This window comes from Pseudomonas sp. GW456-L13 (assembly GCF_017350115.1).
In the GTDB taxonomy this organism is placed as follows: domain Bacteria; phylum Pseudomonadota; class Gammaproteobacteria; order Pseudomonadales; family Pseudomonadaceae; genus Aquipseudomonas; species Aquipseudomonas jessenii.
Genome location: NZ_JACNAS010000001.1, coordinates 3,096,813 through 3,123,346, shown reverse-complemented (window position 1 = coordinate 3,123,346; position 26,534 = coordinate 3,096,813). Strand labels below are relative to the sequence as shown.

Sequence of the window (26,534 nt, the reverse complement as noted above, 5' to 3'; positions counted from 1 at the left end):
GAATCCGGGTGAGCAGCATGTGGTGGACCATTTTTGGCGGGGTAAAGGCAACGTCACGGGCAACCGAAGGTCAACGGACGCCAGCGGCGCCCATGATCATGTCCCTTGAACCACGCATGCTGTTCGACGGCGCCGTCGCCGCCACGGTGGCCGATACCGCGGCCCAGGCCGATAGCCATTCCACAGCCGATGCCGCCAAGACACCGACTGCCGATCACCCGACGATCAGCAAGGACACCCACGGCCAGACCGATGCCGCGCCGGCTGTCAGCCCGGTTGCGGTGCCAGGGCAGAGCGTGGTGTTCGTCGACTCTCGGGTGAAAGATGCCGACAGCCTGCTCCGGGGCGTCGCCCCCGGGACCCAGATCGTGAAGCTGGACACGGGCAAGGATGGACTGCAACAAATTGCCGACTACCTCGATCAGCATCAGGGCATCAGCTCGGTGCAGATCATCGCCCACGGCAACGCTGGCGACCTGTGGCTGGGCGACAGCTATCTGTCGGCTGACAACGTCGCCGCTCGCAGCGCGGTGCTGGCGGAAATCGGCAAGGACATCAACGCTGGCGGTGACATCCTGATCTACGGCTGCTACACCGCCGAAGGCGAGCGTGGCCTGAGCTTTGTCGACTCGCTGGCGCAAATGACCGGCCGCGATGTAGCGGCTTCGAGCAACCGTACCGGCGTGGGCGGCGACTGGAATCTGGAAATCGCCACCGGCAACATCGAAAGCGCCAACGTGCTCTCGACCACAGCCATGAGCGACTATCAGTGGGGCCTGGCCACCTGGACCGCCACCAACAACGCCAATACGGGCGTCGGCTCGTTGCGTGCCGCCCTCGCCTCGGCGCAGAACGGCGATATCGTCACCTTCAGCAGTGGCATGACGGTGCAGTTGACCTCCGAATTGCTGATCAACAAGAACGTCACCGTTGATGGCGACTTGAACAACGACGGTGCGGCGGATGTGATTCTCGATGGTCAGTACAGGACCCGAGTGATTGAAGTGAGCTCAGGCAGTATCGTCACGCTCGATGGCCTGGTGATCACCCGTGGCCTGGTGTCGGGCAATGGTGGCAACGGTGGCTACGGTGCCACGGGCGCGATGGCCGGGGGTATTTTCAACGCCGGGATTCTGACCCTGAACAACGTTACCGTGACCTCCAACGGGGCTTCCGGTGGCGGTGGCGGCGGCGGTGTCACGGGCGCTTTTTACGGCGGCGGCGGCGGTGGCGGCGGCGGTCTGGGCGGCCAGGGCGGCGGGCATGGCGGTTCGGCAGGGCCGGGCACCGGCACGTTGGGCGGCCAGGCGGGCAGCGGTGGCGTCGGTGGTTACGGCGGCGGTTATGACGCCACCCACATGGGCGGTCGTGGCGGTACCACCACTGGCGGGGCCGGCGGGCTGGGCGTTTCCTATTACAGCAACGGTGGTAACGGTGCGACGGCCACCAATGGCACGATTTCCATTGGTGGTGGCGGCGGCGGGGCCGGTTGGGACAAGGTGGGTGGCGCCGGCGGCAACGCGGTGGGCGGGATCTACAACGCCAGTAGCGGCACCATCACCGTCATCGGCACGTCGACCATCAGCAACAACATCGGCGCCGGTGGCGGCGGTGGCGGTGGCGGTGGCCAAGGCAGCAATGCCAGCAATGGCGGCCTGGGCGGCCGGGGCGTCGGTGCGATCTGGAACAAAGGCACGCTGCTGATGACGGCCGCCAACTTCGCCGCCCTGGCCGGTAATGCCGCGGCCAGTGGTGCAGGCGGTACCGCGCAGGGCGGAGGTACAACCGGCACCTCGCCGACCTCCTTCGCGACCATCTACAACGACGGGGGTGTACTCAACACCGCGTATGCGCCACCACCGACCGCGACCATCGTGGTTGCTGACACCACACTGAGCATCGGCGAAACGTCCTTGGTGACGATCACTTTTTCCGAGGCCGTGACCGGTTTCACCAATGCGGACCTGACCATCGCCAACGGTACGCTCACTGCGGTGAGCAGCAGCGATGGCGGCATCACCTGGACGGCAACGTTCACGCCGACCGCCAGTATTTCCGATACGACCAACGTCATTACCCTGGACAACACCGGGGTGATAAACGGTCTGGGCACCGCCGGCGTCGGCACCACCAACTCTAATAACTACACGGTCGACACCGTACGCCCGACCGCGACCATCGTAGTGGCAGACAATGCGCTGAGAGTCGGCGAAACTTCGCTGGTGACCATCACCTTCGATCAGGCCGTGACCGGTTTGACCAACGCCGACCTGACCATCGCCAACGGTACGCTCACGGCGGTGAGCAGCAGCGATGGCGGCATCACCTGGACGGGGACCTTCACCCCAACCGCCAGCATCACCGACACGACCAACCTGATCACCCTGGACAACACCGGGGTCAGCGACCTGGCGGGCAATGCCGGGAGCGGCACCACCGACTCGAACAACTACGCGATCGACACTGTGCGCCCGACGGCCACCATCGTCGTTACGGACACGGCGCTGAAAATCGGTGAAACCTCACTGGTGACCATTACCTTCAGCGAAGCGGTCAGCGGGTTCACCAATGCTGACCTGACGATTGCCAACGGAACGCTCACGGCGGTGAGCAGCAGCGATGGCGGCATCACCTGGACCGCGACCTTCACCCCGACGGCCAGCGTCAATGACACGACCAACCTGATCACCCTGAACAACACCGGGGTCAGCGATCTGGCGGGCAACGCCGGTAGCGGCACCACTGATTCGAACAACTATGCGATAGATACGCTTCGTCCGACCGCGACCATCGTGGTGGCGGACACGGCGCTGAGAATCGGCGAAACCTCGCTGGTGACCATCACCTTCAGCGAGGCGGTGAGCGGGTTCACCAACGCTGATCTGACCATCGCCAACGGTACGCTCACTGCGGTGAGCAGCAGTGATGGCGGTATCACCTGGACGGCGACCTTCACCCCGTCCGCCAGCATCACCGACACGACCAACCTGATCACTCTGGACAATACCGGGGTCAGCGATCTGTCGGGCAACGCCGGCAGCGGCACCACCGACTCCAACAACTACGCGATCGACACCGTGCGCCCGACGGCCAGCATCGTGGTCGCGGATACGGCGCTGAGAATCGGTGAAACCTCGCTGGTGACCATCACCTTCAGCGAGGCGGTGAGCGGGTTCACCAACGCCGACCTGACCATCGCCAACGGTACGCTCACTGCGGTGAGCAGCAGCGACGGCGGCATCACCTGGACGGCGACCTTCACGCCCTCCGCGAGCATCAACGACACGACCAACCTGATCACCCTGAACAACACCGGGGTCAGCGATCTGGCGGGCAACACCGGCAGTGGCACCACCGATTCGAACAACTACGCCATCGATACTGTTCGTCCGACTGCCACGATTGTGCTGGCCGATCCAACGCTGACCGCGGGCGAAACCTCGCTGGTGACCATCACCTTCTCCGAGGCGGTGAGCGGTTTCACCAACGCCGACCTGACGATTGCCAACGGCACCTTGACCTCCGTCAGCAGCAGCGACGGTGGCATCACCTGGACGGCGACCTTCACCCCTACCGTTGGCGTGAATGACTCGAGCAATGTGATCACTCTGAACAACACCGGAGTCAGCGATCTGGCGGGCAACACCGGCAGCGGCACTACCAACTCCGGCAACTACACCATCGATACGGTGCTGCCGACGGCGACCATCGTGGTCGCCGACAATGCGTTGAAAATCGGTGAAACGTCGCTGGTGACCATTACTTTCAGCGAAGCCGTCAGTGGGTTCTCCAACGCCGACCTGACCATCGCCAACGGTACACTCACAGCGGTGAGCAGCAGCGACGGCGGCATCACCTGGACCGCGACATTCACCCCGACTGCCAGCATCACCGACACGACCAACCTGATCACGCTGGACAACACCGGTGTGCAGGCTGTCGCCAGCGGTAACGTGGGCATCGGCACGACCGACTCCAACAACTACGCCATCGACACCGTGCGCCCGACGGCAACCATTGTGGTCGCGGACACGGCACTGAGAATCGGCGAAACCTCGCTGGTCACGATCACCTTCAGCGAAGCGGTGAGTGGTTTCACCAATGCCGACCTGACCATCGCCAACGGTACGCTCACAGCGGTGAGCAGCAGCGACGGTGGCATCACCTGGACGGCAACCTTCACGCCTTCGGCGAGCATCAACGACACCACAAACCTGATCACCCTGGACAACACCGGCGTGGCTGATCTGAGGGGGAACGCCGGCAGCGGCACCACCGATTCCAACAACTACGCTATCGACACGGTCCGACCCACTGCGACCATTGTCCTGGCCGACGCCACCCTGAGTGCCGGCGAAACCTCGCTGGTGACCATTACCTTCTCCGAGGCAGTGACGGGTTTCACCAACGCTGACCTGAGCATCGCCAACGGCACCTTGACCTCGGTGAATAGCAGCGACGGTGGCATCACCTGGACCGCGACCTTCACCCCAACCGTCGGCGTGAATGACTCGAGCAACGTGATCACCCTGAACAACACCGGAGTCAGCGATCTGGCGGGCAACACCGGCAGCGGCACTACCAACTCCGGTAACTACACCATCGATACGGTGCTGCCGACGGCCACTATCGTCGTGGCCGATGGTGCGTTGAGCGTCGGTGAAACCTCGCTGGTGACCATCACCTTCTCCGAGGCGGTGACGGGTTTCACCAACGCCGACCTGACCATCGCCAACGGCACCTTGAGCTCCGTGACCAGCGGTGATGGTGGCATCACCTGGACCGCAACCTTTACGCCGACCAATGCCATCTCCGACACCAGTAACGTCATCACCCTGGATAACAGCGGTGTGCAAAACGGCTCGGGCAACGCCGGTAGCGGCACCACCGACTCCAACAACTACGTGATCGACACCGTGCGCCCGACAGCCACCATTGTGGTCGCGGACTCGGCGCTGGCGGTGGGTCAGACATCGGTGGTGACCATCACGTTCTCCGAGGCGGTCACTGGCTTTACCACGGCCGATCTGACGGTGAGCAACGGTACTCTGAGCAATCTCAGCACCAGCGATAACATCACTTACACCGCGACATTTACTCCGACGGCTGGCATCACCGACGCCACCAACCTGATCACCCTGGACAACAGCGGTGTGGTCGACGGGTCGGGCAACGCCGGCAGCGGCACCACCGATTCGAACAACTTTTCGATCGACAGCCAGCGCCCGAGCGCAACCATTGTGCTATCCGACCCGACGCTGAGCGCCGGTGAAACCTCGCTGGTAACCATCACCTTCTCCGAGGCTGTGAGCGGTTTCAGCAACGATGACCTGTCCGTTCCCAACGGCACGTTGAGTGCGGTGAGCAGCAGCGACGGCGGCATCACCTGGACGGCGACGTTCACGCCGACCGTCGCGGTCAACGACACGACCAACCTGATCACCCTGGACAACTCCGGTGTCGCGGACCTGGCAGGCAACGTCGGTACGGGTACGACCAATTCCGCGAATTTCACCATCGACACCGTGTTGCCGACCGCCACCATCGTGGTCGCCGACACTGCCTTGAGCGTCGGCGAAACCTCGCTGGTGACCATCACCTTCAGCGAGGCCGTGAGCGGTTTCAGCAACGCCGACCTGAGCATCGCCAACGGTACCCTGAGCGCGGTGAGCAGCAGCGATGGCGGCGTCACCTGGACGGCAACCTTCACGCCGACCACCAACATCGCTGACAGCTCCAACCTGATCACTCTGGACAACAGCGGCGTGCAGAACGCCTCCGGCAATGCGGGCAGCGGCACCGCCGATTCCAACAACTACGCCATCGACACCGAGCGTCCGACCGCCACCATCGTGGTCGCCGACACGGCTCTGAGCGTCGGCGAAACCTCGCTGGTGACCATCACTTTCTCCGAGGCGGTGACGGGTTTCACCAACGCCGACCTGACCATCGATAATGGCACCTTGAGTGCGGTGAGCAGCAGCGACGGCGGGATCACCTGGACGGCCATTCTGACACCGTTGGCGGGTATCGCCGACACCGGCAACCTCATCCAACTCGATAACAGCGGTGTTCAGGATGCAGCAGGCAATGCCGGCATCGGGGCCACGGATTCGAACAACTACGCGATCGACAGCCAACGCCCGACCGCGACCATTGTCATGGCCGACACCGACCTGCGTCCCGGCGAAACGACCCTGGTGACCATTACCTTCAGCGAAGCGGTCAGTGGTCTGGACAGTTCCGATCTGAGCGTCGCCAACGGCACTCTGAACGGGTTGAGCAGCAGCGACGGCGGCGTCACCTGGACGGCGACTTTCACGCCGACCGCCAGCATCACCGACACCACCAACCTGATCACCCTGGACAACACCGGTGTCACCGATGCGGCTGGCAACGCCGGAAGCGGGGTGACCAACTCGGCGAATTACCTGGTGCAAACCAGTGTGCCGACCGCCAGCATCGTGATCGCCGACACGGCGCTCAAGGCTGGCGAAACGACCCTGGTGACCATCACGTTCAGCGAGGCGGTGACCGGTTTCAGCAACGCCGACCTAACCATCGCCAACGGTACATTGAGCAACGTCAGCAGCAGCGATGGCGGCATTACCTGGACAGCGGCCTTTACGCCAACCTCGAACGTTACCGACGCCGGCAACCTGATCACGCTCGACAATAGCGGCGTGGCCAATGCATCGGGCAACGCGGGGACGGGCACTACCGACTCAAACAATTTTGCCATCGACACCGCGCTGCCGACCGCCTCCATCGTGGTTGCAGACACGCAACTTGGCATCGGTGAAACCACCACGGTGACCATCACCTTCAGCGAAGCGGTGAGCGGTTTCGATGTGTCGGACATCAGCGTTGCCAATGGTGTGTTGTCGAACCTGAGCAGCAGCGATGGCGGCGTGACCTGGACCGCGACCCTGACGCCGACCGCCAATATCAACGACACAACCAACCTGATCGTGCTCGACACCGGTCGCGTGCAGGACGTTGCCGGCAACTTCGGCGCAAGTATCGCCATCTCCAACAATTACGCGCTTGATGCGACCCGGCCAACGGTGAACATCGTGGTTGTCAACCCGAACCTCGGTATCGGCCAGACCACTACGGTGACCTTCACCTTCAGCGAAGCCGTCAGCCACTTCGACCTGTCCGATCTGAGCGTGACCAACGGCGACCTGAGCAATCTCGGCAGCAGCGATGGCGGCAAGACCTGGACGGCGACGTTCACGCCGACGGCCAATGTCACCGACCCAAGCAACTTCATCGCCCTGGACACCCGCAACGTCACAGATCTGGTGGGCAACACTGGCAACACGGTGGCGGTGTCGAACAATTACACCCTCGACAGCGAACTGCCGAGCGCCACCGTCGTGGTCGCCAATCCGAACCTGGGCGTGGGTCAGACTTCGCAGGTAACCATCACCTTCAACGAAGCGGTCAGTGGTTTTGATTTGTCCGACATCAGTATTGCCAACGGCACCTTGTCCGACCTGAGCAGCAGCGATGGCGGCAAGACCTGGACCGCGACCCTGACACCGACCGCCAACGTCAATATCGCCAGCAACGTGATCAGCATCGACTATGCCGGTATCAGCGACATGGCCGGCAACAGTGGCAGCGGCGTGAGCTATTCCGACAATTTTGTCATCAACACGGTGCCAACTTCCTCGGTCGTTTTCGTGTCGGCAGACCCGGATTTGCGCAGCAACCCCCCGGTGACGCTGACCGATGTGCCCAACGTGCCGCTGCAACCGACCATTTTCACGCCTCCGACGGGCAACCTCAGCTCACCATTGACCTTCCAGCCGTTGTTCGAACAACGGGTGATCGGCAACGGTATCCGGCCGTTGGGCGATATTTTCATGAACCACGGTGCATTGGCCCCGAGTTTCATCGCACAGGTTTTCAGCAGCAATGACAGCGGAGGCGATGGCTCGGGGCATGGTTTCCTCGGTTTCGGCGGCGGGGATGGCGGTGTGTTCAGTACCAGCACGCTATCGAGCCTGTTCAATCAGGACAGCAGTAGCGAACGCGATTCGTTGAACGCCTTTGGCAGTCAGTCGATCAAGTCCGGCGATGTTTCCCAGGGCCTGCGCGGGGTGTTTGGCGCACCGACCCTGGGCCAGCAATTGCAACAGCTCAAAGACAACGAGCAGCAGCAGGTGGATAACCTGGCCGCCGCTTTGAAACTGGCCGGCATCAGCGAAATGCAGGCCTGATGAAAACCTCCACTTGTGATGCGGTACCCAGGGGCGATGCAAGGATGAATAGAAGTCATAAGTTATTCGGCGCCAGCCTGCTGGCACTGGCGATCAGCGGATGCGCAGTCACCAGTGAGCCGATCGAACGCAGTGTCAGTGAGCAGCGGGCCAAAAGTGACCTGCAAAGCATGTACAAGGGGCAGGAACCTCTTGGCGGCCCATTGACCCTGCACCAGGCCATGGCCCGTGCGGTGAAGTACAACCTCGAAGGCCGGTTGAAAATCATGGAGGAGGCCCTGGCCAAGCGTCAGCTCGACCTCGCCAGTTTCGACATGCTGCCGCGCATGGCGCTGGACGCCGGATACGTGGGCCGCAACAACGTCAACGCCTCCAGTAGCCAGAGCGTGCGGACCGGCACGCAGTCCCTGGAGCCTTCGACCTCCCAGGACCGCGACCGTGATGTAGCGGACCTGACGATGGTCTGGAACGTGCTCGATTTCGGTGTCAGTTACATCAGTGCAAAGCAGCAGGGCGACCAGCGCCTGATCGTTCAGGAGCGCCGACGCAAGGTGATCAACACCATCGTCCAGGACGTACGCTCGGCGTATTGGCGGGCGATGGCCGCCGAACGCCTGCTCACGCAGATCGACAGCCTGATGGCACGGGTGGAAACCGCGCGCAACGACAGCCAGAGCATGAGCCAGCAACGCATTGGCGATCCGGTGCAAGCCCTCGGTTATCAACGCTCGCTGATCGAAGCGACCCGCCAACTGGAAGAGCAACGCCGTGCGTTGTCACTGGCGAAGACCGAACTGGCGACTCTGATCAACCTGCCGATGGGCACGGAGCTGACCCTGGCGACCGATAACGGTTATGAGATTCCCGAACTCAAGGTCGATCTGGCCAGTCTTGAACAGGAAGCCCTGACCAGCCGACCGGAACTGCGCGAACAGGATTATCAGACCCGCATCAGCGCTGCCGAGACCCGCAAAGCCATGTTGCGCCTGCTGCCGGGCCTGGAGTTCTCCGCTGGCGGACATTACGACAGCAACTCGTTCCTGGTGGAGCAGGGCTGGGCCGATTACGGCGTCAAGGTCACCTGGAACCTGTTCAATGTGATCTCGGCGCCTGCGGCGATCGACGTGGCCAAGGCCGGTGAGGAAGTCGCCACCGCGCGCCGTCAGGCGATGTCGATTGCGGTGCTGGCGCAGTTGTATGTGGCCAATGCCAACTACCGCGAGGCCTTGCGCCAGTTCAAGACCAACCAGCAATTGTCGGACATCGACGGGCAAATCGTAGGTCAGTTGCGCAACCGCCACCAGGCGGATGGCATCGGTGAACTGGATCTGATCCAGGGCGAACTCAATACCTTGCAGGCCGATCTGCGTCGCGACCTGTCCTACGCCGACCTGCGCAATGCCTACGGGCAAATTTTCGCCAGCGCCGGCCTCGATCCGTTGCCGGATCAGGTGCAATCGACACAGGTCCAGTCCATCGCCACGGCCCTGGCCAATCGTGAAGCAGCCTGGGCGGCAGGTGATATTACGGTGCCGGTGACCCATGCCCCAGCACGTTGATGTGAAGGCCCCGACCGCCAGCATCAGCCGAGCTCAGCGGGAGCGGCGCAACGGTCATCGCGGCGCGGCGATACTGCTGACCGGCCTGCCGGCGGCGGGCAAGTCGACCCTTGCGCAAGCGCTGCATGCCGAGTTGTTTGCTCGCGGACTGCAGAGCGTGGTGCTCGATGGTGACGGGCTGCGGGTGGGGCTCAATCGAGATCTGGGCTTCAGCGACAGCGATCGTCAGGAGAACATCCGTCGCGCCAGCGAACTGGCATCGTTGCTGGTGGAGAACGGACAAATCGTGATCCTGGCGATGATCGCGCCCCTGGTGGAGTTGCGCGATGTGTTCGCCCGGCGGCTCGGTGACGATTATCGCGAAGTCTGGTGCAGTGCGACCCTGGCGGTGTGCGAGCAACGTGATCCAAAAGGTCACTATGCCCGCGCCCGACGCGGCGAATTGACCGGGTTTACCGGGGTGTCCGCACCGTATCAGGCACCGGTCGATGCGGCGCTGGTGCTCGACACCGGGATACAGTCTGTGGAGGCCTGTCTTGATCGACTGTTGACCTGGCTCGGTGAATCCGCGGTGCTGCCCCGACCTTGAACCGGTTGGTGTTCAAGGTTTCGACGACAAGTCCGCCATGCCCTTGAGCAACTCGATCGGCAGTGGAAAGACGATGGTCGAGCTCTTGTCGCCGGCAATCGAACTCAGGGTCTGCATGTAGCGCAGCTGCATGGCCCCCGGTTGACGGCCCAGCATTTCGGCGGCTTGCATGAGTTTTTCCGAGGCCTGCAATTCGCCTTCGGCGTGGATCACCTTGGCTCGCCGTTCCCGTTCGGCTTCGGCCTGCTTGGCGATGGCGCGGATCATCGATTCGTTGAGGTCCACGTGCTTGATCTCGACGTTGGCGACTTTGATGCCCCAGGCGTCGGTCTGGGCGTCGAGCACTTGCTGGATGTCCAGGTTCAAGCGTTCGCGTTCGGCCAGCAGTTCGTCCAGTTCGTGTTTACCCAGCACCGCCCGCAGCGTGGTTTGCGCCAATTGGCTGGTGGCCATCAGAAAGTCTTCGACCTGGATGATCGCCTTTTGCGGATCGAGCACGCGGAAATACAGCACTGCGTTGACCTTGACTGACACGTTGTCGCGGGTGATCACGTCTTGCGGCGGCACGTCCAGCACCACGGTGCGCAAATCGACCCTTACCATTTGCTGAACAACCGGAATCAGCAGGATCAGGCCAGGGCCCTTGACCTGCCAGAAGCGCCCGAGCTGGAACACCACGCCGCGCTCGTATTCGCGCAGGATGCGGAACGTCGCCCCTGCCAGTGCGATGATCAACAATAGCAGCGCGACAAGACCCAATTGCAAACCCATGACTATTCTCCGCCCGGTGCCGCGTCAGCCGCGGCCACTTGCAGCAGCAAACCCTTGCGCCCCACCACCCGCACCCGCTGCCCGGGTTGCAGCGGCGTCGCGCTAAGCACTTGCCATCGTTCTCCTTGCAGATGAATCCAGCCGCCATAGGCGTTACCGGTCTGCAATGACGTCACCGCCGTCACGCTGCCGAGCAGCCCGGCATCACCGCTGACGATGTCGCGCGGTCGTGTCTTCATGGCGTGAATCACCAGGTAGATCAGCAACAGCGCGCTGACCAGTCCCAGGCCGATCATCAACGGCACGGGCACTTCGGTATTGGACAGGATCACCGCGCCGATCACGAACATCACGATGCCGCCCAGGCCGATCACGCCGTAATTGGGCAGGGCCGCCTCGGCGATCAGGAACGCTAGGCCGAAGGTGATCAGCCAGATCCCGATGGGGTTGGGCACCAGCAACACAACTGTGTCGGTGGCGCAGGCCGATCCGCTCAACGCCAATAGCAACGCAACTGCACAGCACCGCATGTTCACTTGACCCTCCGGGAGAGTCGTGGAGTGGCTCTGAATACAGTTTAGTTGAGCCTCGGCCGGTATGAATTTTGCTCAATTACCGTCGGCAGCCGATGAGCGGATTTCCCACCGGAACGCGCTGACGGGCCTAGACTTTTACTACGCAAGCCAAGCTTTAATCATCGTCCGCAAGCGATCATGGCGGACACCGAGGTGCATCATGCGTATGGCAAGAACCGTGCAGCGAAGCCTGGAAAAGGCTCAATGCGAATATGACATCGTCAGCCACCCACACTCGGCCAGCAGCCTTGAAACGGCGCGGGTCGCAGGTATTCCTGCCGAACGGGTGGCCAAATCGGTGATCCTCGACGATCACCATGGGCATTACCTGATGGCCGTGCTGCCCGCCAGCCGCCACCTTGACCTGAGCAAAGTCCGCAGCAGCGGTGAGTGGCAGGTTTCCCGCGAAAGCAACCTCGCGCACCTGTTCGATGATTGCGAGCGCGGTGCAGTACCGGCGCTGGGTGAGTCCTATGGGTTGGAGGTGGTCATCGATCCGCTGCTGACCCGGCAAAAAGACATCTATCTGGAGGCTGGAAACCACGTCAACCTGGTGCGCATGGACATGCCCGAGTTTCTGAAAATGGTGCCGCATGCCGAGGTGCGGGAATTGAGTCATTGAGTTTTGTTTCGTCAATGCTGACGTCATCACGGGCAAGCCCGCTCCCACAGGAACTGCGATTAACCTGTGGGAGCGAGCTTGCTCGCGATGACCGCGCAGCGGTCCTTGAATTGGTCCCCAGGAGTTCGACATGGAAAGCCCGACCCACAACCTTCCATCCCTGTTCAAACAACTCGGCCTGCCGGACGACGCCGAAAGCATCGATAAATTCATCGCCACCCATTCACCGCTCAAACCGGAGCTGCACCTTGCGGATGCGTTTTTCTGGAGCCCGAGCCAGGCGGAACTTCTGCGGGAGGAGATTCTCGATGACGCGGATTGGGCCGAGGTGGTGGATCAACTGGATGTGATGTTGAGGAAGGGGCGGGGGGTGTAAATAACTGATAGGCGGCGGTCCGCCGAGGTTGCTCTGATCACAATAATTGACCAGAATTAAGACCTTATTTGAGGTCTTAATTATGCAAAGTGTTTTGGCTGATATGGCTGTCAGCGTGTCTGAACTGAAGAAAAACCCCTCTGCCGTTTTGAATGGCGCCCATGGAGGGCCCGTCGCAGTGCTCAATCACAATCGTGTCATGGGCTACATGGTCCCGGCAGATGTTTTCGAGGCCATGGTGGAGCGTCTCGACGATTTGGAGTTGGCGGAAATCGTGCGTTCTCGTCGTCATGAAACGCCAATTCCGGTAACGCTGGATGACCTATAAGCTCGAGTTTCTGCCATCTGCACGCAAAGAGTGGGACAAGCTGGGGCATACGTTGCGTGAGCAATTCAAAAAGAAGTTGGCCGAACGACTCGAAATGCCTCGAATCCCGTCTGACTCACTCCATGGCATGCCCGACTGCTACAAAATCAAATTGAAGTCATCTGGCTACCGACTCGTCTACGAGGTGATAGATGAGCGCGTTGTCGTTTCTGTCGTTGCAGTAGGAAAGCGGGAACGGAGTGAAGTGTACGAGCGTGCCAGGAAACGTTGATGGTTCTCGGCAGGTCGCTGTTACGTAATTGTTTCAAAACTTGACGGAAAATCCCCTCCAATGCGATATTGATAGTTAGCAAACTAACAGTGTGTATTTTCCCTCGTGCCGAATAACCTTGCCATTCTCCAGATGAACATCAGCAGCGCCATGGTGGTGGCCGCCAGGCACTGGCGCAAAATCTGCCAGACCACGCTGGCCAACTATGGAATCTCCGAAGCCTGCGCCGTTCCGTTGTTGATGATCGGGCGGCTGGGCGAGGGTGTGCGCCAGGTGACGGTGGCCCAGGCAGCAGGGATGGAGAGCCCGTCGCTGGTGCGCCTGCTCGATCAGTTGTGCCATGGCGGCTACGTCTGCCGCACCGAAGATGCACAGGACCGCCGCGCCAAATGCCTGAGCCTGACCGAAACCGGTCGGGAGCTGGTGCAGGCGGTCGAAGTGGAACTGGTGCGCTTGCGCCACGAAGTCCTTGAAGGCATTGACCAGAGTGATCTGGAAGCTACGCTGCGGGTACTGAGAGCATTTGAAGCGGCCACGCCGCCATCGGTGGCCAACTCTTGAGCGGATTTTTCTCTGGCATGCCCCCGGCGCGGGACTGGTTCTACGGAGTCCGCACCTTCGCCGCATCGATGATCGCACTGTACATCGCCCTGCTCATGCAAATGCCGCGTCCGTATTGGGCGATGGCTACGGTGTACATCGTTTCCAGTCCGTTTCTCGGTCCTACCAGTTCCAAGGCGCTGTACCGGGCGGTCGGCACCTTTATCGGCGCTGCTGCGGCGGTTTTGTTCGTGCCGATGTTCGTGCAGAGCCCCTACGTGCTGGTGGTGGTGATTGCGCTGTGGACCGGGACGCTGCTGTTTCTGTCCCTGCATTTGCGCACGGCCAACAACTACGCCTTGATGCTCGCCGGTTACACCTTGCCGCTGATCGCCCTGCCGGTGGTGAACAACCCGCTGGGGGTGTGGGACGTGGCCGAAGCGCGGACCGAAGAAATCTTTCTGGGCATCGCCGTGGCGGCGGTAGTGGGCGCCATGTTCTGGCCCCGGCGCCTGGCGCCGGTGTTCAATGATTCGGTGAGCAAATGGTTTACCGATGCATCGACCTACAGCCTGCGCTTCCTCAGCCGTAACGTGCAGCCTGAAGAGGTCAGCGCGTTGCGGGCATCGATGGTCGCTACCTTCAACTCCCTGGAGTTGATGATCGGCCAGTTGCCCCACGAAGGCTCGCGTCCGCAGACGGTGCGCAACACCAAGGAATTGCGCGGACGGATGATTCACCTGCTGCCAGTGATCGATGCCCTCGACGATGCGCTTTACGCCCTGGAACGGCGCACCCCCGAGCTTGTGGACAAGTTCGCGCCATTGCTGACGGCCACCACCGAGTGGCTCGAGCACAAGGATGCCGACCTCGCCCGCTGGCAGGCACTGAAGGATAAACTCGAGGCCCTGCAACCGGCTCCCGAAGCGCTGGACGACCGCAAGCAACTGCTGTTCTCCAACGCGATTTACCGTCTCGGCGAGTGGATCGATTTGTGGCAGGACTGCCGCAGCCTGCAATACGCCATCCAGTGCGAAAGCCAGGACAATTGGCGCGCGGTGTATCGGCATTGGCGGCTGGGGCGACTGTCCCCGTTTCTGGATCGCGGCCTGATGTTTTATTCCGCTGCTTCCACCGTCACCGCGATAATCGTCGCTTCGGTGCTGTGGATTCTGCTCGGCTGGACCGATGGCGGCAGCGCAGTGATCCTGGCGGCGGTGGCGTGTAGTTTCTTTGCCTCGATGGACGACCCCGCGCCGCAGATTTACCGGTTCTTTTTCTGGACGGCGATGTCGGTGGTGTTCGCCAGCCTTTATCTGTTTCTGGTGCTGCCCAACCTGCATGACTTTCCGATGCTGGTACTGGCGTTTGCCGTGCCGTTCATTTGTGTCGGCACCCTGACGGTCAAGCCGCAATTTTACCTGGGCATGCTGCTGACCCTGGTCAACACCTCGTCCTTCATCAGCATTCAGGGCGCTTACGACGCGGACTTCCTCAGCTTCGCCAACTCCAACCTGGCCGGCCCCATGGGGTTGCTGTTCGCGTTCATCTGGACCCTGATCGCCCGGCCGTTCGGTGCCGAACTGGCAGCCAAGCGCCTGACCCGTTTCAGCTGGCGTGACATTGTCGGCCTCTCCGAGCCGGCCACGTTGTCTGAGCATCGGCTTCTGGGCATACGGATGCTCGATCGACTGATGCAGCACCTGCCGCGCCTGGCCATGACCGGCCAGGACTCCGGCGTGGCGCTGCGGGAAGTGCGGGTGGCGCTGAATCTGTTGGACCTGCTCGCTTATACGCCGCGGGTCCTTGGTGTGCCGCAGGTGCTGCTGCGCCAGGTGGTGGCCGAGGTTGGCGAGTACTTCAAGGCCTGTCTCAAGGCCGGTGAGCGCTTGCAGGCACCGAGCCCGTTGCTGATGACCCTCGACCGCACGCGTCGCGCCCTCAGCGGTGCCGGCGATGATGAAACCCGTCGGCATCTGCTGCACGCCCTGAGCGGCCTGCGCCTGGCACTGTTGCCCGGCGTCGAATTCGTCGGTTCCGCCGAGCCCGAAGAACCGCTTCCCCATGGCATTGATGGAGCGCCCTTATGATCGGTGACCTGGATCTGAGCGGGGTATTCCTGCCCACGCTGCTGGTGCTGATGGGCATTACGTATGTGTTGTACCTGTTGGTGCACGGGGTGCTGACGCGCCTGCACTTTTACCGTCTGGTCTGGCACCGGGCATTGTTCAACGTGGCCCTCTACGCCTTGCTGCTTGGCGCCGTGGACTCACTCAGTCGATACCTGATGACATGAAAAAACCGTTTCTAACCCTGGGTCGCGTGGTGTTGACCCTGCTGATCGTGAGCTTCGCCGTGGTCGTGGTCTGGCGCATGGTGATGTATTACATGTTCGCGCCCTGGACCCGCGATGGGCACATCCGCGCCGACATCGTGCAAATCGCGCCGGATGTCTCCGGGCTGATCCAGCAAGTGGAGGTGCGCGACAACCAGTTGGTCAAGCGCGGCCAGGTGCTGTTCAGCATCGATCCGGACCGCTTCAAGCTGGCCCTGCGCCAGGCGAAAGCGGCAGTCGCCGACCGTGAAGAAAACCTGGCCCAGGCCCAGCGCGAGGCCAAGCGGAACAAGGGTCTTGGCAACCTGGTGCCGGGTGAGCAGCTGGAAGAAAGCCAATCGAAAGTGGCTCGTGCCCAAGTGGCGTTGATGGAAGCCCAGGTGGCGGTGGACAGCGCGCAGCTCAACCTCGACCGCTCGGTGATCCGCAGCCCGGTGGACGGCTACGTCAACGACCGCGCGCCACGGCCCCAGGAGTTCGTCAGCGCCGGGCGGCCCGTGTTGTCGGTGGTCGACAGCAACTCGTTCCACATCGACGGCTATTTCGAAGAAACCAAACTGAACGGCATTCATATCGGGCAGAGCGTCGACATCCGGGTGATCGGCGACAATGCGCGCCTGCGCGGGCATGTGGAGAGCATCGTCGCTGGTATCGAAGACCGCGACCGCACCAGCGGCAATAACCTGCTGCCCAACGTCAACCCGGCCTTCAGCTGGGTGCGGCTGGCCCAGCGGATTCCGGTGCGGATCGCCTTCGATGACGTGCCGGATGATTTCCGCATGATCGCCGGGCGCACCGCCACGGTATCGATCATCGACGATCAGCAACTGGAGCCGGCGCAATGAGCAAGGCCTCGGGTTTGGCGGTCACCGGATTAGGTTTGCTGCTGTCGGCGTGTCAGGTGGTCGGGCCGGATTATCATCTGCCCGAAGAGGCGGCTGTCCATCGTCCAGACTTCCAGGGCGATCTGGCAGTCGACGGTAAAACGGTGGTGTCCGCGCCGGTGCCGGCCGATTGGTGGCGCCTGTACGAGGACCCGCGACTCGACCAGTTGGTGCAGCAGGCCATGGCCTCCAACACCGATTTGCGTGTGGCGGCGGCCAGCCTGTCGCGGTCTCGTGCGCAGGTTGATGAGGCCGAAGCGGCGGGCGGCTGGAGCGGCGGCGTGCAGATGGGCGCCCAGCGCTTGCAGGAGTCTGGCCAAGCGTTCTTGATACCGGAAAAAGTGCCAGTGGCCAACATCGGCGATATCGGCATCAGCGCGTCGTACCAGTTCGACCTGTTCGGCACCTTGCAACGCGGTATCGAAGCGGCCAAGGCCAATGCCGATGCGACACAGGCAGCTGCCGATACTGCACGCATCACCGTGGTGGCCGACGTGGTTCGCGCCTACACCCAGGTGTGTGCAGCCAATGAAGAGCGGGAAATCGCCCAGCATTCCCTCGACCTGCAAGCCCAGAGCACCACGCTGATCCAGCGCTTGCGCGATGCCGGGCGTGGCGACGAAACCCAGGTCACCCGCTCGCAGACCCAATTCAAATCCCTGCGCGCCGACATGCCGCGCTATGAAGCGTCGCGCCAGGCCGGGCTGTACCGCCTGTCGATGTTGCTGGCCAAGCCGGTGGACCAACTGCCGGCCGGCACCGCCACCTGCGACGAGCTGCCAAAAATCGCGCAACTGGTACCGGTGGGCGATGGCGCCGCGTTGCTCAAGCGTCGTCCCGATGTGCGGCAGGCCGAGCGTCGGCTGGCGGCCGCGACGGCCGGTATCGGCGTCGCCACGGGCGAGCTGTACCCGAACATCAGCATCGGCGCGACCATCGGTACCGTCGGTATCCTGGACGATCTCGGCGACCCGTCTACCAACCGCTGGGGCTTCGGTCCGTCGCTGACCTGGAACGTGCCGACCAACGGCGCCCGGGCGCGCATCCGCGAAGCCGAAGCGGTGACCCAGGCGACACTGGCGCATTTCGACGGGGTGGTGCTCAACGCCATTCGCGAGACCCAGACCGGTCTTGCCCAGTACACGGCATTGCTGCAACGCCGCGATGCACTGGCCGATGCCGAGCAATCGGCAAAACTGGCGGCCGACCAGACCCACCGCTTCTTCCAGGCCGGCCGCGCCTCGTTCCTGGCCGACCTGCAAGCCACCCGCACCTACATCGACGTCACGGCGCAGCTGGCGGCCGCTAACACCCAGGTTGCCGCCAGCCAGATCGATTTGTTCCTCGCCTTGGGCGGCGGTTGGGAAAGCGGACGAACGCAAGCGTCGAACTCCGGCAAACCCTGAGGCCGTTGCTATGCTTTGAAGTGTTGGAGGGGCGCCCGGTGCAAAAGCGCCCTTTCTTCGCACAAGGCTCGCGCAGGTCAGGGGGAAACCAATAATGAAAAACCCTTATGCTCTCGGCTTCTGGTGCGCCATCGTGGCGTTGGTGCTGCTGTCGGCCACCTATTTCTACGGCATCATGCTGGCCCACCAGATCGACAAGGCTATGGCGTTCCTCGACAGTGCCGCCGCGCTGATTGCCGTGATGTCCATTGCTGTGGTGGCCTGGGCCTCGGTCCAGAATCAACGCATCAAGAAAAGACAACTCGAACAGGGCAAGACCCTGGTCCTGATCTGGGACACCAAGGTGGCGTTGCGTCGTGTCGAAACGGTGTTCGACCGCTATTTCTGGGGCAGTTACTGGCAACCGGGGCGCACCTTTCAGGAAGTCATGGGCGAATTGACCGGCACGCCGCTGGAAAAAAGCCTCGAGAGCCTGAAAAAACAGTGCCTGGCGCTGGACCGGCAGGTAGCTGACGACGGCCGGCACTGGCTCAGCAATGCCCGCGAACTGGCCGATGTCGCCACGGCCATGGCCCGCGAACGCTATCAACTGGACGTCTGCGACCCGCGCGCGGAAGTGACGGGCGGGGCGGTGATCAACCGTGACTTCGAAGTGCTGGTGTACACCTGGACTGCGCGGCTCAAAAGCTTTGATCATCAGCTGGATGAGATTGAAGTCCAGTATTCCTGATTTTGTGGTGGCTGTTATGCCGCCATCGCGGGCAAGCCCGCTCCCACAGGTATAGCGTGATCCCTGTGGGAGCGAGCTTGCTCCGGGCGGCGTTCCGACGATAGCGATCGAATGGATTGCGAAGATCTCGAATCCTGCGTCCCCCCCAAGACACTCTTTCACCTTTAATCATTGGGCCGTTCGTCGCCCCTGGTGCTAATCTGCTTTCCACTTTCAGCACAGTCGAGCCGCAACCCGTCATGGGTTCAGGGAAGACGACCTCACTTTCAACAACGGACACTGAACGGGTCATACATGAATAAATCAGCAGGCGTGCTACTGGGAATTGTTGTCGCAATCGGTGCCATCAGCGCAGGCGGGGCCTGGTTCACCAGCACCAGGATCGAAGGTGTGCTGAACACCTCGATAGCCGATGCCAACAAGGAACTGCAGGCGGCGATGGTTGGTTCCAACGGCACGGCGTCGCTGGAGCTGGTGTCGCTGGAGCGTCATGTGTTCAGCAGCACCGCGCACTATCGCCTCAAGGGCGAAGGCGAAATGTTCGGCGAAGCGCCGGTCGAGTTGCTGTTTGTCGATCACATCGAACACGGCCCGTTGCCATTCTCGCGCCTGATGTCGCTCAAGTGGCTGCCGGTCCTGGCGACCAGTCACTACGAGCTGGAAAAGACCCCGTTCACCGAGAAGTGGTTTGCCGCCGCCAAGGACAAGTCCCCGCTGACCGGCGTGGTCAATATCGGCTATGACAACGCTACCAATGGCACCTTCGAGTTGCAGCCGCTGGAAATGGCACTGGATGACAAGTCGAGCATGAAGTTCTCCGGCTTGAAAATGGACGTCGACGCCAGCGCCAAGGCGCAGAAGGTCAAGGCCAACGGCTACATGGACAGCCTGAAGGTGACCACCGTGTCCGAAGACCAGACGCCGGTGCAGGTTGAATTCAATGGCCTGACCCTGGCCAGCAACCTGACAAAAAGTACCTACGGTTTCTACACCGGCGAAAACGTCGTTGAACTGGTCAGCGGCAAATCGACTTTTGGCGTCAAGCAGTCGGTGCTGGACTTCAAGAAATTCGAAATGAAGAACCTGACTGAAGAAAAGGGCAGCAACGCCTCAGGGCGTGCCGATTACAAGGTTGGCGAAGTGTCCCTGAACGGCAAGACCATTGGTTCCGGTTCGCTGGCCATGAGCTTGAAGAACCTCGACATTCCGGCGACCCTGTCGTTGATGCAGATTTACCAGAGCAAACTGCAGCCGTATGAAAGGGCGGTGGCCGAAGCAACGGCGGCCGGTCTGCCGGCACCGGAGCTGAAACTGACCGAAGCCGAAGAGGCGCTGCTCAAGTCCAGCCTGGAAAAACTGCTGGCGGCCGGACCACAAGTGGCCCTGGAAAACCTGTCGTTCAACACCGCCAATGGTGAGAGCCGCGCCAACATGGTGCTCGACCTGACCAAGCCACAAGCTATCGATCTGCCGACCGATCAGTTGGTCAGACAGCTGATCGCGCTGCTGGACTTCAAGCTGCAAGTGTCCAAACCCATGCTGATCGATGTGCTCACCGTGCAATCGCAAATCGACGGTCAGACCGACGCCAAGCTGATTGCCGATCAGGCCACCGCCACCGCGGACATGTTCAGCAGCATGGCGGTCGGCAGCCAACTGGCAAAACTGGACGGCAATAACATCGTCACCAACCTGCGTTACGCCAACAATCAGGTGGACTTCAACGGCCAGAAAATGACCGTCGAAGAGTTTGCCGGTTTTGTGATGAGCAAGTTTGCGGATGCTGGCGCCACCGAATAACGGCGCCGTTTACCCTGCAACGCCCGGCCTCTGCATCGCGCAGGCGCCGGGCGTTTTGCTGTCTGGCATCTCTAGGGAACGTCACGGATCAGGCGCCATGCCTCTTCCCATGGCAGCGGTTGTTTCATCCGTTCGGCGAGCATCGCCATTGCCCGGTCCATCTCGCAGGCTACCGCCGCCGACACCACGCCGTTTTTTCCGAACAGGCCTATGAACGGCGGGTTGTAAGGGTCGCCCTTGAACTCGACTTCGTCCCAGGCCTCGGAGTGGCCGAGGTAGTCATAGGTTTTACCGAAATGCCAGGTCCAGAAAAACGGCACGTCGAGGTAATGCTCGTCACCGCCCAGCATATTGGCCGCGGCGATCCGCGCCTGTTGTTGGGCCAGTCGCCAGTGTTCGATGCGCAGGTATTGGTTGTTCAGCGGGAACGTTGCGATATCGCCAGCCGCCCAGAGGCCGTCGGCCACGCGCATTGCGCCATCGACATGCAGCGAGTGATCCTGCTCCTTCGGTAACCCGGTAAAGGCCGCCGTGGCTGGCGTCACGCCGATGCCGACCAGCACCAGATCGGCCGCCAGGCGTTGGTCGTTGTCCAGGCGCACGGCTTCGACCTTGTCCGTCCCTTCGATCTGTACCGCATTGCCCTGGGTATGAAACACGACGCCATGGGCTTCATGTCGTGCGCGAATGGCCTTGCCGACCGTGTCGCCGAACTGTTTGGCAAGCGGCACCTCGTGGCGGGCCAATACGGTCACGTGCAGGCCAAGCTGGCGCAGGGACGAGGCGGATTCCATGGCAATAAAGCTGTCGCCGATGATCACCACCCGCTGGCCGGCGCTGGCGCTGTCCAGAATCTGCTGCGCATGGGCTTTGGAGCGCAGGACGAACACTTGCGGCAGGTCGGCGCCGGGCAGCGTCAGCGGGTTGGGCACGCCGCCGGTGGCCAGCAGCGCGGCGTCGTATGTCAGTGATTGGCCGTCAGTCAGCCGCAGCGTCCGGTTTTGCGCGTCCAGGCTTGCCACTTCGCCTCGCAGGCGCTCGATCCGCTGCTCGCGGTAAAAATCCTCATCGCGTAGCGGCGGGACTTCGTGCAGCGGCATCTCCCCGGCGATCACGTATTTGCTTAGCGCCGTGCGGTCGTATCCGGCATCGGCTTCGCGGTCGATCAACAGTAACCGGCCGCCGAAACCTTTCTCGCGTAAACATGCTGCCGCCGCCGTGCCTGCCGCGCCGGCGCCGACAATGATGAAGGTTCGTGGATCGTCGGCCGGTGGCGCGTGGGCGTCCGGCATCGGCTGGTCGCCGACCCAGATGTCGCCGTCACGGACTTCAAGGGGATAGCGCTTGAGGCTGTCCAGGGCTGGGGGTTCGCACAGCCCGCCATCCTCGACCCGAAACTGCGCCTTGTGCCATGGGCACGTCAGGCGCCCGTGGCATATCGCGCCGTCCGCCAGCGGGGCTCCGGCATGCGGGCATTCGGCCTGATAAGCGCGCAGTTGTTCGCCGGCCCGCAACAGCAGAATCTTGCTGTCCTGGACCTGCACTTCCAGACCCCGGTCTTCGGGCACATTGGCGACACGCGCAACGCGATGCAGAGTCATGATTGCTCTCCAGACAGACGTTTCACTTATGAGTCTGGTACTTATCGCGAGGTTCAGCCAATTGCCCCTGCCACGGCGTGAACGGTCCGGCTATAGTTTGCACGCCGACGACGGCCCAACACGTACAAGGTGCTCCGGTATGCCCCGATTGACCTCAATGAACCCTTGGCTCGCGGCCTTGGCAGTCGCCCTTTGCGTGCAGTTCCCGGCGCAGGCCCAGGAACGTTTCACCCTGAACATTCCTGGAGTCTCCGATGACCGCCTGTTCACGTCGGCCGCCGCCAGCGACTCCGCGGGCTGTGGCGGGCATAACATTTCCCCGGCATTGAACTGGAACACCGGCCCGGCAGCCACCCAAAGCTACGCCATCGTCATGCACGACCCTGACGGCCAGCAGGGCTAGGGCATCGATCAGTGGGTGCATTACGGCATCAAGGCCGGCACCCACCAGATCCCGGCCGGTGCCGGGAGCAAACCCGGCCTCGAGGGCGTCGCCGGTACCAACAGCAAGGCAACCACCGGCTATGTCGGCCCTTGCCCGCCCGTTGGCGACAACGCGCACCACTACATCATCCAGATCTACGCCCTGGACCTGCCCCCGGACGCCTTGCCCGCCGGCCTGACCCGTGCGCAGTTGCTGGAAAAAATCAAAGGCCACGTCCTGAAAAACAGCAGCGTGGTGCGGCGCTATCACCGCTAAGGGCTGATCGCCCCAGCGGATTTGCAGAAAACTGAAGTGCGCGGCATTCCGGGGATTTGGCATCCACCCCCGAAAGCGCGCACTATCAGCGCTATAGCCGATGCGTTGGAGGATGCCGTGGCAAAAAAAATCGACCGCATCGCCCAAATGCTCAACTGCCCGCAAAAGGGTGAAGAACTGCGGCGAGCGATTACCGAGAGTCGCAAGGATTTTCTGCTGAATCAGCCGGAAGAGGATGTTGTTGAAGACGACGACCTTGAAGAGGAGTTTTTCGAGGACGACGAGGACGATGATGAGTACGACGAGTTCGACTGGACTACAGAATGAAAAAAACCGCTTCGGCGGTTTTTTGTCATTGGCAGTTGTTCGGGTAAACCGAACAACTGCAGCTCAAGATCTTTGATGAAAACGCACACAAAAAGACCCCCGACCCATCAGGTCTGAGGCTTTCTCGTTTCCGTATATGAATTTTAAAGTTTTTTAATTTGCGTACGATGTTGGGGATACACGAAGGGATACGCCGAAGCAGGGACTCCCTGCATCGGCGTGCTGCTCACCCTTTATCCGAAGGTGCTGACGGGCGCCTGGGTCTGGGCTTTGAATGCTTTTTCGGCAGCTTTCCTACGAGTAGCAATGTCGCTAGCAAATGTTCTCAACTCGTTAATATGAATTTTTATCTCTGCTGGCGTTGGCCTGTTCTCTGAAAGAGCCCGAGATTTATCGTGGCCGTACATCCAACTACTAGCGAGGGACATATTGGTTGTTACTCGGCTAGCATCTGAAGGCTCGATTGTGATTTGGCCTAGTCTCGTAGTTTGTACGCTATTTCTTCCGCGGCTAACTATATCAAAGAAAAGATCTTGCTCAATCGAAGCCTCCCAGGCCTCCCTCAATAGGCAGTAGAGCATTGCAGATTTTTTGTTATAATTTGAGATGTCTGTATCATATAGATCCTTGAAAGAATTTAATTCCTGCTCCAAATTATGCGCTCTACTACTTGTGTTCATTCCTCTCCAAGGCGCTTCTATATGGCAGAATCCAGAATCCTTTCCATTTCTTCTGACCGTAAATGACGAAACGGCAGGGCGTGCGCTCTGACTCAAAGCCATTTCGGTGCACTTGCCATCAATCTCCATTATAAGTGCCAGATCGTGGGTAAAAATTATTAATTGTCTAGATAACGCTTCCTGGCATAGGCGGGAGGCAATTTTTTCGCGATATACGTGATCAAGAGAACTAACTGGATCATCAAAAACGATGGGTGACGAATTTGCAAATGTTTTTATTTCAGCGAGGTGAGCAGCCAGCGAAACAACTTTTTGCTCGCCTTCACTGAGAACCTTTCCTGGTTTTTGCGCCCCTATTGAGAAACTGTGGGAAGTATCACTATCTTTAACGATCGGAGCTATTTCAACTTCTAGTTCGATACCAAATTCTTCCAGCTCTGCTTTAAAATTAGTAATAAAATCTGGTGTGACCAGTTGAGCGATTATTGATTTGGCTTTGCCAGAAAAGCGCGTTTTTGTCTGCCGGAGAGAGTTGATGGCACTTTCTACATTCTTGTTGTGCTTAAGGTTGTCTATGTAGTTAGTAATTTTTTCGGAAGCGTCTGATAGAAGTTTTTTATTGGCTTTCTTTTTAAGGTTTTCTTTATCTAACTCATATTTTTCGGGGGCGATATTTTCTTGAAGCTCTTTCAACTTGTTCTGAAGGTTTTCCGTAATATTATTTTTTATAGATTCAGCGGAAATGTTGCTTTTGTTATACGGTGCGTTAAGAGCTTGGTCTGACTTGAAAAAATCTTGTCTGGTCTTCAGAGTGCGAAAGGCTTCAGCCAGTCCAAAGTCTGAGCCTAGGATCTCCACTAGCTCATTACATAAAGGTTCGTACGCTTCTGGCTCGGGTAAAGCCAGATTGATAATTTCATCTTTTTTGTAGTTTAAATTGGTGAAAGCTTGGTCGTAAGTTACTTTGCTTTTGTCTTGCATGAATCGCTCGAAGCGCTCAAGACGTTCTTTTGCATGGTCGTCAAGTGGTTGCATGCAAAGAACACACAAAGCGTCCTCACTAGTATTCGGAAATTCGCTGTTGATGTACGCATGAGAAGTAGAGAATTCTCTGGCTGCGTTGAAAAGAATTTTCCAAGGATCGGAGTGGACTCCCTCTAATGGATCTGTCTTGTCTAAGGTGGAGAGGGATAGGTCGTAGGCTTTTTTTGCAGCGACTTCAGAAGTTTGTAAGCTTGTAATTTCTTCTGGTTTTGTTTCGGTTAATATTTTTGCATCGGCGGTCAACTTTTGAATCGCTCGGGGTAGTCTCTCCGCTGAGATTTTTGTTAATTTCGCTATGGTTTTTACGGTGGTACCATTTTCGTAGTCGGCAATGGTGCTTGTTAAGCTCGCTAGATCAGTTGCGTCTTGTTCACTCCAGGTGAGACTGATTTTTACGTCGGCACTGTTAGTTTTGTCCGATAGACGATTTATCCAAGTTTGAACTTCTGTGTTGTCCTCCAATCCGTTAATAGTAGGCTTCTTCGCGTCTCGTAGTTTTAATTGAATCGTGTTTTTGACGCTTTCTATTGCTTGAGATACATGATCAAAAATATCCGCGCCTCGTGGCTTGTATGTCACGCGGTTATTGCTGTCAAGTAAGGTTTTTCCGCAGTCGGTGTCAAATACATTAATTGAAGCTAGTCCCGCATGGTTTTTTCCTGGAGTCCAGGTCCATTCTTCCCTGTTGCCATTTTTCAAAAAACTTATGCGGGCGGACTGCTTGGAAGTTTTTGGCTTATAAATATTGCTAAGAAGGGTTGGTTCTACATGTTTTGCAAAGCAAGCGTTTTTTAATATGCGGCTGTATCCTGATTTTCCTGAGCCGTTTTCTCCGTATATCAATGTAATCCCAGAGTGCCCAAAGGGTAGCTTAGTTTCTGGGTGAATAGCATTAATATTTTCTACAAGGTCGATACTACAAAGTTTTATAGGATCATCGGTGGTCTCGGTATTCAGTCCGTCTAGTTCATATACGGGTGACGAACATTCCTTGTTTTCGCTTTGGTCGTTAATCCCGAAGGCGCAAAGCGCGTTCTTCGCTATTTGTTTGAGCTGGTCCGGACCTAACGCTGGGTCTTGTAAAAGGCGACGAACAAGGTCTGCTTCCCATTCGGGTAAGTCTTTTGCCGCCCATTCCACAATTGCTTGATACGAGTTCATGCAC

General features: G+C 59.8%; 19 protein-coding genes and 1 pseudogene. 16 read left to right on the top strand and 4 right to left on the bottom strand.

What is annotated here, in order from left to right:
* Positions 1-92: 92 nt before the first annotated feature.
* Genes J4D25_RS14010 through cysC form a run of 3 tightly spaced genes read left to right on the top strand, consistent with a single transcriptional unit; the run spans position 93 to position 10,379 of the window.
* A complete protein-coding gene (locus J4D25_RS14010) occupies positions 93-8,231 on the top strand; it encodes an Ig-like domain-containing protein (RefSeq protein ID WP_373423031.1) in 8,139 nt (2,712 codons plus the stop codon).
* Positions 8,232-8,275: 44 nt separating this feature from the next.
* Complete coding sequence (locus tag J4D25_RS14005) at positions 8,276-9,790, top strand: TolC family protein (protein ID WP_057712533.1); 1,515 nt, start codon at positions 8,276-8,278, stop codon at positions 9,788-9,790.
* Positions 9,774-10,379, top strand: a complete 606-nt coding sequence (cysC, locus tag J4D25_RS14000; RefSeq protein WP_057712532.1) for an adenylyl-sulfate kinase — start codon at positions 9,774-9,776, stop codon at positions 10,377-10,379. The genes J4D25_RS14005 and cysC overlap by 17 nt, the downstream gene beginning before the upstream one ends.
* A 12-nt stretch (positions 10,380-10,391) precedes the next feature.
* On the opposite strand, the gene J4D25_RS13995 is transcribed toward cysC, so the two are convergent.
* Positions 10,392-11,150 (bottom strand): slipin family protein, encoded by a 759-nt coding sequence (locus J4D25_RS13995; protein WP_057399130.1) that lies wholly within the window; start codon positions 11,148-11,150, stop codon positions 10,392-10,394.
* Positions 11,151-11,152: 2 nt separating this feature from the next.
* Positions 11,153-11,686 (bottom strand): NfeD family protein, encoded by a 534-nt coding sequence (locus tag J4D25_RS13990; protein ID WP_057712531.1) that lies wholly within the window; start codon positions 11,684-11,686, stop codon positions 11,153-11,155.
* A 199-nt stretch (positions 11,687-11,885) separates the two neighbouring features.
* Here J4D25_RS13990 and J4D25_RS13985 point away from each other — a divergent pair, with 199 nt between their 5' ends.
* The 11 genes from J4D25_RS13985 (at position 11,886) to J4D25_RS13935 (ending at position 21,017) form a co-directional block, all read left to right on the top strand.
* Complete coding sequence (locus tag J4D25_RS13985) at positions 11,886-12,347, top strand: aminoacyl-tRNA deacylase (protein WP_007975646.1); 462 nt, start codon at positions 11,886-11,888, stop codon at positions 12,345-12,347.
* A gap of 130 nt (positions 12,348-12,477) precedes the next feature.
* Positions 12,478-12,723, top strand: coding sequence for a DUF2789 domain-containing protein (locus J4D25_RS13980; protein WP_015092958.1), 246 nt, complete (start codon positions 12,478-12,480; stop codon positions 12,721-12,723).
* Between the two features lie 82 nt (positions 12,724-12,805).
* Positions 12,806-13,051 (top strand): type II toxin-antitoxin system Phd/YefM family antitoxin, encoded by a 246-nt coding sequence (locus J4D25_RS13975; protein WP_079246689.1) that lies wholly within the window; start codon positions 12,806-12,808, stop codon positions 13,049-13,051.
* Complete coding sequence (locus J4D25_RS13970) at positions 13,041-13,322, top strand: type II toxin-antitoxin system RelE/ParE family toxin (protein WP_057399135.1); 282 nt, start codon at positions 13,041-13,043, stop codon at positions 13,320-13,322. The genes J4D25_RS13975 and J4D25_RS13970 overlap by 11 nt, the downstream gene beginning before the upstream one ends.
* Positions 13,323-13,454: 132 nt before the next feature.
* The gene (locus tag J4D25_RS13965) at positions 13,455-13,883 is read left to right on the top strand and encodes a MarR family winged helix-turn-helix transcriptional regulator (RefSeq protein ID WP_046040691.1); all 429 of its coding nucleotides are present in this window, start codon (positions 13,455-13,457) and stop codon (positions 13,881-13,883) included.
* Entirely contained in the window at positions 13,880-15,952 is a 2,073-nt protein-coding gene (locus J4D25_RS13960) for an FUSC family protein (RefSeq protein WP_057712529.1), read from the top strand. Before J4D25_RS13965 ends, J4D25_RS13960 begins: the two co-directional genes overlap by 4 nt.
* Positions 15,949-16,158: a DUF1656 domain-containing protein gene (locus tag J4D25_RS13955; RefSeq protein WP_007987399.1), complete on the top strand. Its 210-nt coding sequence runs from the start codon at positions 15,949-15,951 to the stop codon at positions 16,156-16,158. The genes J4D25_RS13960 and J4D25_RS13955 overlap by 4 nt, the downstream gene beginning before the upstream one ends.
* The gene (locus J4D25_RS13950; protein ID WP_057712528.1) at positions 16,155-17,042 is read left to right on the top strand and encodes an HlyD family secretion protein; all 888 of its coding nucleotides are present in this window, start codon (positions 16,155-16,157) and stop codon (positions 17,040-17,042) included. Before J4D25_RS13955 ends, J4D25_RS13950 begins: the two co-directional genes overlap by 4 nt.
* On the top strand, positions 17,039-18,487 hold the full coding sequence (locus tag J4D25_RS13945; RefSeq protein ID WP_057712527.1) for an efflux transporter outer membrane subunit: 1,449 nt from the start codon (positions 17,039-17,041) through the stop codon (positions 18,485-18,487). The genes J4D25_RS13950 and J4D25_RS13945 overlap by 4 nt, the downstream gene beginning before the upstream one ends.
* Positions 18,488-18,581: 94 nt before the next feature.
* Entirely contained in the window at positions 18,582-19,217 is a 636-nt protein-coding gene (locus tag J4D25_RS13940) for a hypothetical protein (RefSeq protein WP_057712526.1), read from the top strand.
* 294 nt (positions 19,218-19,511) lie between these two features.
* The gene (locus tag J4D25_RS13935; RefSeq protein WP_057712525.1) at positions 19,512-21,017 is read left to right on the top strand and encodes a YdgA family protein; all 1,506 of its coding nucleotides are present in this window, start codon (positions 19,512-19,514) and stop codon (positions 21,015-21,017) included.
* Between the two features lie 71 nt (positions 21,018-21,088).
* Here the strand turns inward: J4D25_RS13935 and J4D25_RS13930 are convergent, their stop codons facing one another.
* A complete protein-coding gene (locus J4D25_RS13930) occupies positions 21,089-22,618 on the bottom strand; it encodes an FAD-dependent oxidoreductase (RefSeq protein ID WP_057712524.1) in 1,530 nt (509 codons plus the stop codon).
* A gap of 139 nt (positions 22,619-22,757) precedes the next feature.
* On the opposite strand from J4D25_RS13930, the pseudogene J4D25_RS13925 reads away from it, so the two are divergent.
* A pseudogene (locus J4D25_RS13925) lies at positions 22,758-23,318 on the top strand (YbhB/YbcL family Raf kinase inhibitor-like protein).
* Positions 23,319-23,354: 36 nt separating this feature from the next.
* Positions 23,355-23,645: a hypothetical protein gene (locus J4D25_RS13920; RefSeq protein WP_223508440.1), complete on the top strand. Its 291-nt coding sequence runs from the start codon at positions 23,355-23,357 to the stop codon at positions 23,643-23,645.
* 233 nt (positions 23,646-23,878) lie between these two features.
* Here J4D25_RS13920 and J4D25_RS13915 read toward each other — a convergent pair whose 3' ends face one another.
* A complete protein-coding gene (locus tag J4D25_RS13915) occupies positions 23,879-26,530 on the bottom strand; it encodes an AAA family ATPase (protein ID WP_057712523.1) in 2,652 nt (883 codons plus the stop codon).
* Positions 26,531-26,534 lie beyond the last annotated feature (4 nt).